Here is a 13022-nt window from a genome sequence, read left to right on the forward strand (position 1 = left end):
GATTATGCCTCCTTGCCAAACAGGCCATTGGGCCGGATCATCAGCACAACTACCATGACCAGGAAGATCACAGCAGACGACGCAGGCGGGTAGAAGGTTTTGGTTAGCCCCTCTACTACACCCATGAGAATGCCGGTAATAATAGCCCCACCAATGGAGCCCATACCGCCGATAACCACCACAGCGAACACCACAATCAGAATGTGCGAGCCCATTACGGGGGTTACCGAGTAGATAGGTGCAGCGAGCACACCCGCAAACGCAGCGAGCATAACGCCAAACCCGTATGTAAGGCTGACCAGCAAAGGCACATTTATACCAAAGCCCTGCATAAGCTGGGAGTCTTCAGTACCTGCACGCAGGTAGGCACCCAACTTGGTTTTCTCAATCATGAACCAGGTGCCAAAGCACACAATAAGGGCAGCCACGATCACCCAGGCGCGGTAGTAAGGCATGAACATAAACCCAAGGTTTATACCGCCTTTGAACACATCAGGCATCGCATAGCGAAGGCCGGATACACCATAAATATTGGTGAGAATGCCTTGCATGATCAGTGCAACACCGAAAGTCAGAAGCAGGCTGTAAATATGATCCTGCCCGGCGATGCGACGGAGAAGAAAGTATTCGAGAAGTACCCCGGCTATGCCAACCAGAACAGGCGCCAGGAAAAGAGCCACCCAGTAGTTCACCCCTAGGGTGTCGAACATGATGACCGTGGCCATGGCGCCGAGCATGTACATGGCACCATGGGCAAAGTTGATAATTTTGAGAAGGCCGAAAATAACAGCCAGCCCGAGACTCAATAGTGCGTAAAAAGCACCGTTGATTATCCCGATCAGAAGCTGGCCAGACAGCACCGCCATGGGCACGCCGAAAATCATGGACATGTTGCTAACTCCAGAAGCAGCACAGACATTGAATCAATTTTTATTTTTGCGTAATGCTTTGAGCCGTGTTTTGAGCTCCCCGGCAAGCGCCAGGGAGCTCACACTTACTTACGCCTTACTTGCTGCTAACCAGCTTGCACTTACTGTCCGAGAGCGGGCGAAATGCCTCATCACCCGGAATGGTGCGGATGATTTCGTACAGATCCCATTCGCTGCTGGACTCTTCCGGGGTTTTGACCTGCGCCAGGTACATGTCGTGAACCATACGGCCATCTTCACGGATGCGGCCATTCTTGGCGAACATGTCGTTGATTGGCGTGTCCATCATCTGCTTGCGCACAGTCTGGGAATCATCAGAGCCTGTCGCCGCAATGGCGTTCAGGTAATGAGTCGCACTGGAGTAGATGCCAGCGTGAACCATAGTCGGTCTTACGCCGGTTTCATCCCAAAAACGATCGGACCAGGCCCGGGCATCTTCATCCTTATCCCAGTACCAGCCGGTGGTCAGCTGAATACCCTGAGCGGTTTCAGCACCCAGCGCGTGAACGTCCGTCAGGAACAGCAATAGAGCTGCCAGGGTCTGGCCAGACTGGGTCAAACCAAATTCTGCGGCTGTGGTGATGGCGTTGGTGGTATCCGCTCCGGCATTTGCCAGGGCGACAACATCAGCACCAGAGGCCTGCGCCTGCAGGATGAATGATGAGAAATCCGGAGTCGGGAACGGGTGGCGAATGCTGCCGATTATTTCCCCGCCATTGGATTCAACCATACGGGTAACGTCTGCTTCCAGGGAGTGCCCGAATGCGTAGTCGGCTGTCAGGATATACCAGCTTTTGCCGCCTTCCTTAACGATCGCGGTAGGCGTACCGACTGACAATGGATAGGTATCATAAGCGTAATGGATATGATTCGGGGTGCAGTGTTCGTTGGTAATACTGGATGCGGCAGAGCCGTTAACCAGACCAAGCTTGTTGTTCTCTTCAATAACTTTGGTCGCAGCGATGGTTACAGAAGATGCAACGAGGCCCGCCACCATATCGACGTTATCGTTCTCCACCCAACGACGCACTGTACTGGAGGCTACGTCCGGGCTGTTACGATCGTCCGCGGTAACAATTTCAATCTTGGCACCTTTGACTGTACCACCAAAATCGGCGACGGCCATTTCCAGTGCCTTCAGGCCGTTCGGACCGGCCAGGTCACGATAGGTACCGGACATATCGGCCAAGTAGCCAATTTTCACTGTATTGTTGGTGATTTCCGCCTGGGCACCACCTACCATCAGGGCTGATGCGACAGCTGAAGCCAGAAGCTTTTTCATAATTGTCATTATTATTTCTCCGCTACTGTTTTGCGTTGGTTCGGTTTTTGTTGCTCTTGTTTTACTTTCACGTACACCTATCCGAGTTCAGACACCCAAATAGCCATCCAGCACCGACTGTTTTGCTTCTAACTCGCCGGCACTGACTTCCTCTACAATCCGGCCATGCTCAACCACGTAATGACGGTCGGCCAATGGCGCTGCAAAGTGGAAGTTTTGCTCTACCAGAATGATGGTAAGACCCTTGTTTTTCAGGTCTACCAAGACCTCGCCCAGTTTCTCTACAATAACCGGAGCCAGACCTTCGGTGATTTCGTCCAGTAAAAGCATGTTGGCGCCCGTACGCAGGATGCGCGCAAGAGCCAACATCTGTTGTTCCCCACCTGATAATTTGGTGCCCTGGCTGAAGCGGCGCTCATAGAGATTGGGGAACATTGTGTAAATTTCTTCCAGGCTCATGCCACCACTGCGCACAACCGGCGGCAAGGTAAGGTTTTCATGCACGCTGAGGGAGGCGAAAATTCCCCGGTGCTCGGGGCAATACCCGACGCCCAACCTGGCAATATTGTGGGGGGCACAGGACATGGTCTCCTCGCCGTTTATCATGATTGAGCCAGTGCGTCGGCCCACCATATTCATGATCGCTTTGAGAGTGGTGCTTCTGCCCGCACCATTGCGGCCGAGCAGCGTAACCAGTTCGCCCCGTTTAACGACCAAATCAATACCATGCAAAATGTGGGATTCACCATAAAATGCGTGAAGCCCCGAGATGCGCAGCTGATCGTACTCCCTCGTCGCGTCCTGGCTCATTGGGTGGCCTCCTCTGCTGCTACCGCTCCCCGTTCACCACTGGCGCCGGTTCCCATGTAGACCTCACGAACCCTGGGATCAGCAGAAACTGCCTCATAATCACCCTCGGTAAGCACGGAGCCTTGAGCCAGTACGGTTATCCGATCGCACAGCTTGGAAACAACACTCAGGTTGTGCTCGACCATCAGAACCGTTCGCCCCTTAGCCGCCTTACGAACCAGCTCCACAACTCGGTCAACGTCTTCCGTCCCCATGCCTTGGGTCGGCTCATCGAGTAGCAGTATTTCCGGCTCCATGGCCAGAGTAGTTGCCAGCTCGAGGGCACGTTTTCGGCCATAGGCCAGTTCAACCGTCATGGTGTTTGCAAATTCAGTGAGGCCAACGGACTCCAGAAGCTCCATGGCATGCTCGTTAAGTCGATTCAGCGAAGCACCTGACTTCCAGAAGCTGAAAGAGCTTCCTTCGAAGCTTTGCAGCGCAACACGGATATTTTCCAGGGCTGTCATATGGGGAAAAACAGCAGAGATCTGGAACGAGCGAACCATACCTTTGCGGGCAATGGCAGCAGACTTCATGGGCGTAATATCTTCGCCTTTAAAGAGAATCTGTCCACGTGTCGGGATCAGGAACTTGGTGAGCAGGTTGAACACGGTCGTCTTACCAGCACCATTGGGGCCGATAAGAGCATGTATGTGGCCTTTCTGAATCTTCAGATTCACGTCGTCGACCGCAACAAAACCCTTGAACTCTTTAACAAGGTTTCGGGTCTCCAGTACGAACTGGTCACTCATGAGCCAATCTACCTTTTGTTATTGTTGTACATTTGTACTTGTCTACAGATTAGATTGACGTTTACGTAGACGTCAATCTAATTCTCATGTTTTTTTGGCGGTATGGAGTAAGTCATCGTTGAGTGGGCAACCGGCTCTTCCCCGCCTTCCGAGTAAACAAAAACCTCACCCACTCCCATGGTGCGCCCCACCTTAAGCATGGTTGCCCTGGCCCAGATCGGGGTATGGGCGGCGGGCTTGCGCAAAAAGTTGATATTGAGATTGGTGGTCACTGCCAGAGGCACCAGGCCAATCCTGCTCAGTAGCGCTGCATAGAGGGTTACATCCGCCAGCCCCATCATCACCGGGCCGGACACCGTCCCGCCCGGCCTGAGGTGCCCGTCGTCGACATCCAGGCTCATCTCGGCCCAGCCGTCGCCAAGCTTCCTCAGGGTGCCGTAAGCGGCTCCCTGGGGAAACTGCTCCTGAAGAAACCGGTCCAGCTCTTCAAAAGTGATTTTCATGAACCCGGCTCTTCCTGAGCACGGTTGCGCAACACGAAACGCTGAATCTTGCCGCTGGGCGTCTTTGGAAGCTCGTCCACGAATTCAATTTCCCGAGGGAAGGCATGCGTCGAAAGCCTGCGGCGGACCAGCTCCTGTAGCTCATCCCGCAGAGCCTGATCATCAGCCGGCTGCTGATCGCCTTTGATCACCACGTAGGCCTTGATGATCGAGCCACGCTTTTCATCAGGCTTGGCAACGACCCCGGATTCAGCAACCGCTGCGTGCTCCAGCAGAGTGCTTTCCACATCGGCAGGACCCACCCTGTAACCGGCCGTGGTAATAATATCGTCGTCGCGACCACTGAAGGAGAAACTGCCATCACCGTGGCAGATCGCCATATCGCCGGTGAGGTAGTAGCCTTTTACGAACGGGTCTTTTTCACCCCAGGTGTAGCCATCGAAGTGAAACAAGGGAGATGCCTTTACATCCACCGCAATCTGCCCAACCTCACCTTCACCCACTTCTTCGTTTTTCTCATTCAAGGCAACGACTCTGTGACCTGGCGATGAATAGCCCATTGCACCCTGGCGCATGGGGTGGGCAAGCTCATGGAAGTTACAGCAGGTCATACCGGTTTCTGTCTGTCCATAGTGATCCATGACCGGGCAGAAATGACGGTTTTTGATCCAGCTGACCACTTCCGGGTTCAGCGGTTCACCCGCACTACTGGCAACACGAAGCCCGAGGTTCTCGCCCTCAGGGAGAACGTGATCATTGGCCTTAAGCAGGCGATAGGCCGTAGGTGCCGCTGCAAGATTGGTGATCTTGTATTTGCGGATCATGTCGTAGGTGGACTCGGGCGTGAACGCTCCCGGATTGAAGTGGGTAGCGTGCCCCATCAGAAGCGGCCCGACTACTGCGTAATACAAACCGTAGGCCCAACCCGGATCTGCGACGTTCCAGAAGGTATCGTCATCACGCAGGCCAACGGCGTACTTCATGTATACATAGAAGGCCATCAGAGCTCGGGCTGGCACGGCCACGCCTTTCGACTTGCCGACGGTGCCCGAGGTAAACATTTGCAGGAATGGATCTGTGCCCTTGACCATAACCGGCTCAAAATCAGCGCTCTGCTCGGCAAGAGTGCCGTGGAAGTCCGGAACCTCAGCACCCACTTCCCCGGCATCAACACAGAGAACTGGCGGACAATCCTTTACATCGTCGAGTTTCGGGTAGTTTGTCGGATCTGTCACGACCAGCTTTGTGCCAGCGCGCTCTAACCGATACTCGATAGCGCCGGACCCGAAGGCTGTAAACAGCGGCTGGTAAACGCCGCCTACACGCAAGGTGCCGGCAATAACAATAAGCAGCTCTGGCCCCCGGGGCAGCAGGCCGGCAACCCGGTCGCCTTTGCCAATGCCCTGGGAAGCCAGATAGTTCGCAAACCGGGCAGACTGCTCTTTCAGCTCAGCAAAGGTGAGCACACCATCGCCACCGCCATCTTTTTCGTAGAAGAGCGCCACTTTCCCGGGGTCAGTCGCCCACTTGTCGCAAATTTCATGACAAACGTTCAACCCGTTCTCCAGACTTCCGTCCAGAATGTCCGCCTCAAGTGCGGCGGCATCGAAGTTTTTATAAACGTCAGCGTATTCCGGAAGACTCATGATCAACTCCTGCTATTTTTATCATTGAATGCATGGATGAAGATTTATCATAGCCTTCACTTTACGTAAAGGTAAACTTTAGGCGAACGAGTGTCAGGATGATGATCTATTGGTGAGAATATGATGAAGACCATCACAGTCTACGAGCGAGTCGTCGCAGTTCACCACAATATCCGACCGCGCAATAACATAGCTCTTTCCGGTTATATTGTTTTTCACGACCTGATAACGGCCTTCCTGCTCGATTGCCGAGAACTCACCAATAAAGCCGGTCTCCCTGAGCGACACCGTCTCCAACTTGTCTCCCGGCTTTATAAGCCCTTCATAATTCATGAGCGCCAGCCTCGCAGAAGTACCCGTACCGGTCGTGCTCCGACAAATCACGCCCGGGTGCACGTAGGTCGCTGAACGGGACCGGTAGTAGCCATCAGCCACCTGTTCAACCGGCCCCATGAAGTGCAGGAATGGCAGAGGGCCGACATCCCCAAGGGTATAATGGGAAAAGCCCCGCTCAGCCTGAATCGCCTCAACAATGGCGTGGGCAGCTCTTGCGAGATCGCGTTCCTCGTCCAGGGTGAGATCAAATCCAAGCGGTTGTGCATCCACCAGTGCGTAAAACCCACCACTGTAGGCCACGCTGTATGTAACCGTGCCTAGTGAAGGGACATTGATTGTCGCTCGATGGGTCTCTATATAGCTTGGAAGACCTTCGCAGGTGATCGCCTCAACCACTCCGTTTTCAACCAGGGCGTCGATGTGGACCAGGCCTGCCGGAGATTCAAGGATGAAGCTTTGTCTCCCCTCCTTTTTAGGCACAATGCCAGTTTCAAGCACTGCCGTCGCAGTACATATGGTGTTAGAGCCGGAATAGATCGGGTACCCCATCACTTCCATAATGATGTACCCCGCCGCCGCACGGGGGTCGGATGGCGGAACCAGCAAGTCCACAGACATCTCGGGAATGCCGTAGGGCTCTTCAAGCAACAGCTTTCTCAAACCGTCTGCATCGTCACGCAGATACTCCATTTGCGCCCGCACCGTGTCGCCAGGCAAGGGGTCAATGCCTCCGGTCACTATGCGACTGACATCCCCTCCAGCGTGGGTATCGATAAGTTGAATTGTCAGTTCTTGAGTCATGAGTTGCTCTCCAGAGACCAGGGTTTTCCGTGCTCTTCCCACTGAGAATCGGGAACAATCACAATCTTGCCCAGATAATTGCTACCACGATTCATGAAATAGCGCTCCGCCTGATGCAGCTCCGAAAGCCGGAAAGCACCGTGAAGCACCGGCCTGAGTTGTCCGCCGCGAATCCAGGCCACCAGTTGCTCTGCTTCCTCCCGGGTGCCATGGGATACGCCAAAGATCTGCACCTGATACAGGTAAATCCGTGTCCAGAGGATTTCACTGATGTTTCCACCACTGGCGCCGGCAATGCTCAGGCGTGGATATGTTTCACGGGCATTCATGTCAAAGATCATGGTATCGATGAATCGGTCGGTCATATCACCGCCGACCAGATCCATTACAGCGTCAAAGGGCTTGCCGCCAGTTTCCGCTTTTACGCGCTCAACAAAGCTGTCCATATCTGAACGATCGAGCACTGCCTCAGCTCCCAACTCCCGGAGAGCCGCCGCTTTGTCCGCTTTACTCAGGGCGTAAGGTATGGCCCCCATAACCCGGCAGAGCTGGATCAGAGCTGTGCCTACACCGCCACTTGCGCCGGTAACGAGGACACGCTCTCCAGCTGTGACGTTGGCAGATGTAAGCATGTGCATGGCCGTTTGATAGGAACACATTCCCATTGCTGCCAGCTCGGAATCCGCCAGATCCTCATTTAGCACGGCATGAAACTGGTCGGATGGAACGGCGATGTATTCCGCGTATCCACCGTCCGCGCCATGGCCGTAATAATCAGGGGTCAGGTTTATGTCCCGCCGGTCAGTGGCATAAATGTTGAAGTCCAGCAGACCCCGCTCACCAACTCGGTTGCTATCAACATCGGAGCCCACAGCAACAATGCGTCCGGCTATATCAGCGCCCTGAATGCGAGGAAAAGTCAGAGTGGGTTTACCTCCCATCTGAAATGAAGTGGTTTCACCCTTTTTGGTGGGGTACAGGCCTTCTCTGGCCTTACGGTCTGTATTGTTTTTGGCAGTAGCGGTTACCTGAACCAGAACCTCACCCGCCGCCGGGGATGGCGTGGGCATATCTTTATATTCAAGTTTATCAATATCACCATGGCCGGTTAGAACCATGGCTTTCATCGACTTGGGGATCATGAGGAGACAACCCTCCCTATCTGCGAAATGTAAGGCATCCCGTCAGGATAGGTGACATCTTCCCCTGTGTCAGGGGGGGGCAGGTATTTGTTCCCTATTGAAAACCGACTATTCTAGCGGGCAATCACTTTATAGATAGGTCGCAACCTGGGGATCTGTTTCAGAACGACCTGAATAACCGTCATCAATGGTACTGCCAACAAAACGCCTACCGGCCCCCATAACCAGCCCCAGAAAAAAATCGAAACGAAGATAATGATAGGGTTGATAGCCATGCGGAAGCCGTGAATCCAGGGCTCGATAAAGAAGCCCACCATTGTGGTCAGGGCAAGATAACCCACCGGTGCAACCGCCATCATCCACAAAGTATCCAGGCTTACTGCAGAGACAACCGCCAGCAACAGAATGGTGAGAATAACACCCAGGTAAGGAATAAAACGCGCCAAGCCAGCAACCAACCCCCAGACTGCAGGATCAGGCAAGCCCACCGCCCAGGCCATCAGGCCTGTAGCCACCCCGACGGCGGTATTGCTGATACCGAGAACAGCCAGATACTGGGCGATCTGATGCTGGGAATCCCGGCTGATGCGCATTACCCTTCTGCGCTGACTTCTCGGCAACTGCCGTACAAAATTCAGCATTAGCCTGTCACCACTGACCAGAAGGAAATAAGTCAGGGCCATGGCGAGAGCGAGGCCCGCCACTCCATCCCGGGCTTTGCTCATAAGCTGGGCTCGCCAGGACTCGGTCTGCAGAACTACGGTTGTTGGCTCCGCGTCAGGCTTTTTCCCATCTCCATCTGAGAGACCACTAACAGAGTCCTCCACCTTCTGGGCAGACTCCGTCACCTTGCTGATCTGCCGTTTCAGTTCGCTTTCGCCGACCAGCAAACGGGAAATACCTTCAGGAGCCTTTCCTGCCCACTCCAATGCGGGTGTGGCAACGGCCATAGTTACCCCTGCGATAGCTGCAAGTAACGACAACACCAGGATCAGTGAACTGATCACCCTGGGGATGTGTAGACCTGAGCACAATCGAGACACCAAGGGTGACAACAACAGGCTAGTGAGAAGCGCCAGCACCATGGGCAATATGATCTGATGCGCAAGGTACAAGGTGTAAAGCACACCCAGAATAAACAGCCCATAGATTGGCGTGGCGAGATCGGCCAGTGTTTTTCCGGGCTCGGGAGCGGGTTGTTTACCCGAATGCTGTTCGTCATCCATATAAAAACCATTACCTGTCGACATGCAGCGATTAAAGGCGCCGCATGCCTGAATTGGTGCCCCCCCGAAGGTTTCGGCTGGCAAGCGGGACCAGTGTACCTTTGGTGAAGCTTTATCGCATTATAGAATGGCTTAGGTTGGGGTGAGGGCAACACACCGAAATTGACTCAATTCTTGCATTCATTCTGGACACGCGAGCGAAACTCGTTACGGATGCGCTCGTTTTCATCATCATTCACGAAAACGCGTTCCCCGTCCTTATTCAGCCGGTAAATTCCCGAAACACTTTTCAGATATTTCAGACGCGCCTCCAAGGATTCACAGTGAACTCTATGCTTGGCGGCTTTAGTGGCCTGACTGGCTTGCGCCTGTTCCCGGGCGTTGCGCTCTTTTTCAGCTTGTTGAAGAAACTCATTCACTCGCTGCTTTCGTTCACTGGCTACTGAATCAATGGAGGAAGGTGCTATGTCCAGGTGCACTTCGTCAGAAACCGCATTCGCGGGTGGTCGATCACCAAAGTGAGTCTGGCCGTTTTCATCAACCCAGCGATAGGCGCCAGCTTGGGTGATTGGGGCTGCCATGATTAAAAAAGTGAATATGAGCCCTTTCATCAAATTTGTTCTCTTTATTCAAGTAATGTGTGCAAAGGAACCAGGAAGCGAAAACGCTTCATGCATTTATTATACGGAAACGGGCTGCATCGGCCACGGCGTATCCCTTACGCAGCTGAATGGCCGGCTCATTGCAGACCTGATTTCTGGCGTAGATAGCGAACTGGGTCGGTTCTGGATCGTTAACAGAAACGCGATTCCAGTACTGTCTGATTGATTGTGTTCTATGTCGACCCAGGTATCTCAGGCACGGCCACCTTTTGGCCACTTCCCGTTCCAGCCGCTCCGCCGGCGTTCATTTTGATTGCTGCCCCGCCGATGGCCACACCGCTGGGGTCAATCTTTACAAAGCTGCCGCCAGCCTTAAGGGTTATTTCAGCCCCCGCTTCAATAACGGCATTCTGTCCAGCCTTGATATGAAGCTCTGTTCCGGAGTCACTGAGCCAGGCAGTACCGGCTTTCAGGTGGAGCGTACCGGTTACGTTGAAACTGTGGTCCTTGCCGGTCTGTTCGCGCTTTTCCCCGTCGATGGTTTGATGTTCGTTGCCTTTGATATGGGTGAAGAGGTCATTCTCAACCGTCAGATGACTATCGTTTTTAATGACTTCAGTGCGATTATTTTCAGTGAGCAGGTCCAGATCTTTCTGGGCGTGAATGTAGACCTGCTCCTCGCCCACTTCATCTTCAAAACGCAGCTCGTTACTACCCTCGCCCTTATGCGTTTGAGTCTTCAGGGTGGTGCGGGTTTTATGTTCTGGCAACGCATAGGGAGGCATGTTGGTGGCGTGGTAGGTGCACCCGGTAATAATAGGCTGATCCGGGTCGCCGTCCAGGAAGGAAACGATCACTTCGTGACCAATTCTGGGCAAGGCCATAAAACCATACTGGCCACCGGCCCAGCCCTGACTGACTCTTAGCCAGGCGCTGCTGCACTCTGTGTTCTCCTTGCTCTCTACCTCATTTCGCCGCTGGCGCCGATCCCACGGAAAGCGCACTTTTACCCGGCCAAACTCATCGCAGTGGATTTCCTCACCGTCCGGGCCAGTCACAATGGCTATCTGCGGGCCGTCCATCAGGCGGCGATGAGTGAGTGCCGGCCGCCAGGTTTTGTCGGTGGGTATGGCACCGAAGGTGTTGTGGTAGGAGGTGGGCTCAGAACCGCCCTCTTCTTCCATTGCCTGGGGTTGTTTGCCGATATGGGTAACGGCTGTAAGCAGCCAGTCCCGGTTCAGCTTTGGGTTGTCGTGATCGGTCAGCCTGGTTTTGGCGCCGCAGGAAAAGTCCGGGCGGTTGCTTTCGCCCCTTGCCGTGCTGGCGTCGTTTCTCAAGGCGTCCAGCCGCGCTTCGGTAAAAGGCTGGCCGCTGGCGTCGGCCTTGAACCGGCCCGGGTAGTCGAAGTGCTCATAGTCCTGGCGTTGACTGGGGCTGGCGCCACTCTGTTCGTGCATCAGGGCGTAGGCAGGGTTCCTGAAGGTGTAGTCCTTCATGGTCACGGAGGCGGCACGTACCCGTTCTTCGTAGCGGAAGCAGAACACGGCAGCTTGCTGGGTGCTGCCACCGGCTTTGCCATTGTATTCGGCGGTTTCCAGTCTGGGTGCATTGCCGTGATGGTCCGCAATCAGGAATCCGGGCTTCTCCTTTCCTCCTTTCTTACCGTCTACGCTGCCGTGCTGATAGCGATAATGCCAGCCTTCTTCTGCGGCCAGACGCTGAATAAACGCCAGATCAGTTTCCCGGTGCTGTACGCAGTATTCCCGCTCCTGAGGTGTGCGCTTGAGCTCAAACACCAAGTCCATAATGCCCCGTTCCTCCAGCAGGGTTCGCACAATAGTGTCTGTGGTCTGGTTCTGGAAGATGCGGCTGTTGTGCATCAATCCCAGGCGCCATAAGGGCGGCTGTATGACCAATTCATAAAGGGTGCGGTGGTGGCCGCTATCACCCCGGGCAAACTCGTTCACCACACCTGAGAAGCCGCGAAGGGGCGCGCCGTTTTGCCAAACCACCAGATCTACGGGCTGCTCCAGAACCTCGGAGGCATCAATGCCGGGATCGGTGCTGGCCAGCTCAAGACGGCCGTGAAACAGGTCCGATAGTCGTTCAGTCAGCGTAAAGCCAACCACAGAAAATAAATCAGAGGGGAGTTCGCCAACACGGGCGGTAAACTGCAGTCCGTTTGCCTTGGACATATCTTCAATCCTTGAAGGTATGATTCTGTTTAGATTCGGGCTGGAATTCTGTCGTAAACGCCCTGGTTAATCAAACGTTCACTGGGCCTAAGGCGCAACCTATCTCATCACTGATACAAAACAGCTTGTTCTTGCCAACTCACACTGGAACAATTGCGCTCATCATTCCTCTATATGGCCAATCATGAAACTACTCGTCCGCAACCTCGCACGCACCACAACAGAACAGGAAATTCGGGAGCTTTTTGAAGCCCACGGAACCGTCACTGAGTGCACTCTGGTACTGGATAAAGAAACCGGGAAATCAAAAGGCTTCGGCTTTGTGGAAATGCCGAATGTAAAAGAGGCCAAGCTTGCCAAGGCTCGCCTGCATGAAACCCGAGTGGGCTCAAACCGGATTCGGGTAAAAGTCGCCCAGGATTCGTAGTGGCCATGAAGCCGGTTTTTATTCCACCGGCTCGTTGGCGGCGCGTTCAGCGATACACTCGTAGCCGCCCATTTCGAACTCCCTGCAAATAAACGGCCTGCTCTCATAAATCGAGCAGGACATGGTGCTGCGATCCAATGCTGCACACCAACCATCCTCTGATCGCGCCATGGTCTGGCCGCCCCACTTATCGGTCTCGATAAACCGTTCAGGAACGCCTGTCTCTGAAATCAGCATTACTTCGAGGCGACAGCAACACGCCTCACAATTCGAACAGCTAACGGCGGGAGCTGCCCCCGCCTTCGTGTCTATCAACATCTGTTACTGCGACC

The 13022-nt window shown here is 54.1% G+C and carries 13 protein-coding genes; 1 reads left to right on the forward strand and 12 read right to left on the reverse strand.

Annotated features, from left to right (window positions below; translation table 11 throughout):
• Nucleotides 1-2 precede the first annotated feature (2 nt).
• From Q4501_RS02455 to Q4501_RS02505, 11 genes are all read right to left on the reverse strand, one after another.
• Nucleotides 3-890, reverse strand: coding sequence for a branched-chain amino acid ABC transporter permease (locus tag Q4501_RS02455; protein WP_303593867.1), 888 nt, complete (start codon nucleotides 888-890; stop codon nucleotides 3-5).
• Nucleotides 891-1005: 115 nt separating this feature from the next.
• On the reverse strand, nucleotides 1006-2220 hold the full coding sequence (locus Q4501_RS02460; protein WP_303593868.1) for an ABC transporter substrate-binding protein: 1215 nt from the start codon (nucleotides 2218-2220) through the stop codon (nucleotides 1006-1008).
• Between the two features lie 78 nt (nucleotides 2221-2298).
• Nucleotides 2299-3021, reverse strand: coding sequence for an ABC transporter ATP-binding protein (locus Q4501_RS02465; protein WP_303593869.1), 723 nt, complete (start codon nucleotides 3019-3021; stop codon nucleotides 2299-2301).
• On the reverse strand, nucleotides 3018-3812 hold the full coding sequence (locus tag Q4501_RS02470) for an ABC transporter ATP-binding protein (RefSeq protein ID WP_303593870.1): 795 nt from the start codon (nucleotides 3810-3812) through the stop codon (nucleotides 3018-3020). The genes Q4501_RS02465 and Q4501_RS02470 overlap by 4 nt, the downstream gene beginning before the upstream one ends.
• A gap of 77 nt (nucleotides 3813-3889) precedes the next feature.
• On the reverse strand, nucleotides 3890-4315 hold the full coding sequence (locus Q4501_RS02475) for a PaaI family thioesterase (protein WP_303593871.1): 426 nt from the start codon (nucleotides 4313-4315) through the stop codon (nucleotides 3890-3892).
• The gene (locus Q4501_RS02480; RefSeq protein ID WP_303593873.1) at nucleotides 4312-5961 is read right to left on the reverse strand and encodes an AMP-binding protein; all 1650 of its coding nucleotides are present in this window, start codon (nucleotides 5959-5961) and stop codon (nucleotides 4312-4314) included. The genes Q4501_RS02475 and Q4501_RS02480 overlap by 4 nt, the downstream gene beginning before the upstream one ends.
• A 93-nt stretch (nucleotides 5962-6054) precedes the next feature.
• Complete coding sequence (locus tag Q4501_RS02485; protein ID WP_303593875.1) at nucleotides 6055-7098, reverse strand: proline racemase family protein; 1044 nt, start codon at nucleotides 7096-7098, stop codon at nucleotides 6055-6057.
• Entirely contained in the window at nucleotides 7095-8240 is a 1146-nt protein-coding gene (locus Q4501_RS02490) for a zinc-binding dehydrogenase (protein ID WP_303593877.1), read from the reverse strand. Before Q4501_RS02490 ends, Q4501_RS02485 begins: the two co-directional genes overlap by 4 nt.
• A gap of 113 nt (nucleotides 8241-8353) precedes the next feature.
• Nucleotides 8354-9466, reverse strand: a complete 1113-nt coding sequence (locus Q4501_RS02495; RefSeq protein WP_303593879.1) for an AI-2E family transporter — start codon at nucleotides 9464-9466, stop codon at nucleotides 8354-8356.
• 167 nt (nucleotides 9467-9633) lie between these two features.
• Complete coding sequence (locus Q4501_RS02500; RefSeq protein WP_303593880.1) at nucleotides 9634-10077, reverse strand: DUF4124 domain-containing protein; 444 nt, start codon at nucleotides 10075-10077, stop codon at nucleotides 9634-9636.
• Nucleotides 10078-10301: 224 nt separating this feature from the next.
• Entirely contained in the window at nucleotides 10302-12263 is a 1962-nt protein-coding gene (locus Q4501_RS02505; protein WP_303593882.1) for a type VI secretion system Vgr family protein, read from the reverse strand.
• A gap of 184 nt (nucleotides 12264-12447) precedes the next feature.
• Here Q4501_RS02505 and Q4501_RS02510 point away from each other — a divergent pair, with 184 nt between their 5' ends.
• Complete coding sequence (locus Q4501_RS02510; protein ID WP_303593883.1) at nucleotides 12448-12690, forward strand: RNA-binding protein; 243 nt, start codon at nucleotides 12448-12450, stop codon at nucleotides 12688-12690.
• Between the two features lie 18 nt (nucleotides 12691-12708).
• Here Q4501_RS02510 and Q4501_RS02515 read toward each other — a convergent pair whose 3' ends face one another.
• Nucleotides 12709-13008, reverse strand: a complete 300-nt coding sequence (locus Q4501_RS02515; RefSeq protein WP_303593886.1) for a YkgJ family cysteine cluster protein — start codon at nucleotides 13006-13008, stop codon at nucleotides 12709-12711.
• Between the last annotated feature and the right edge of the window lie 14 nt (nucleotides 13009-13022).

The organism is Marinobacter sp. 2_MG-2023 (genome assembly GCF_030546935.1).
Taxonomy (GTDB): domain Bacteria; phylum Pseudomonadota; class Gammaproteobacteria; order Pseudomonadales; family Oleiphilaceae; genus Marinobacter.

Excerpts from the sequence above, each read along its gene's own strand:
- Q4501_RS02485 (WP_303593875.1), bottom strand. The coding sequence starts at position 7,098 with ATGACTCAAGAACTGACAATTCAACTTATCGATACCCACGCTGGAGGG.
- Q4501_RS02500 (WP_303593880.1), bottom strand. The coding sequence starts at position 10,077 with ATGAAAGGGCTCATATTCACTTTTTTAATCATGGCAGCCCCAATCACC.
- Q4501_RS02510 (WP_303593883.1), top strand. The coding sequence starts at position 12,448 with ATGAAACTACTCGTCCGCAACCTCGCACGCACCACAACAGAACAGGAA.
- Q4501_RS02515 (WP_303593886.1), bottom strand. The coding sequence starts at position 13,008 with ATGTTGATAGACACGAAGGCGGGGGCAGCTCCCGCCGTTAGCTGTTCG.
- Q4501_RS02465 (WP_303593869.1), bottom strand. The coding sequence starts at position 3,021 with ATGAGCCAGGACGCGACGAGGGAGTACGATCAGCTGCGCATCTCGGGG.
- Q4501_RS02455 (WP_303593867.1), bottom strand. The coding sequence starts at position 890 with ATGTCCATGATTTTCGGCGTGCCCATGGCGGTGCTGTCTGGCCAGCTT.
- Q4501_RS02470 (WP_303593870.1), bottom strand. The coding sequence starts at position 3,812 with ATGAGTGACCAGTTCGTACTGGAGACCCGAAACCTTGTTAAAGAGTTC.
- Q4501_RS02460 (WP_303593868.1), bottom strand. The coding sequence starts at position 2,220 with ATGACAATTATGAAAAAGCTTCTGGCTTCAGCTGTCGCATCAGCCCTG.
- Q4501_RS02495 (WP_303593879.1), bottom strand. The coding sequence starts at position 9,466 with ATGGATGACGAACAGCATTCGGGTAAACAACCCGCTCCCGAGCCCGGA.
- Q4501_RS02480 (WP_303593873.1), bottom strand. The coding sequence starts at position 5,961 with ATGAGTCTTCCGGAATACGCTGACGTTTATAAAAACTTCGATGCCGCC.
- Q4501_RS02505 (WP_303593882.1), bottom strand. The coding sequence starts at position 12,263 with ATGTCCAAGGCAAACGGACTGCAGTTTACCGCCCGTGTTGGCGAACTC.
- Q4501_RS02490 (WP_303593877.1), bottom strand. The coding sequence starts at position 8,240 with ATGATCCCCAAGTCGATGAAAGCCATGGTTCTAACCGGCCATGGTGAT.
- Q4501_RS02475 (WP_303593871.1), bottom strand. The coding sequence starts at position 4,315 with ATGAAAATCACTTTTGAAGAGCTGGACCGGTTTCTTCAGGAGCAGTTT.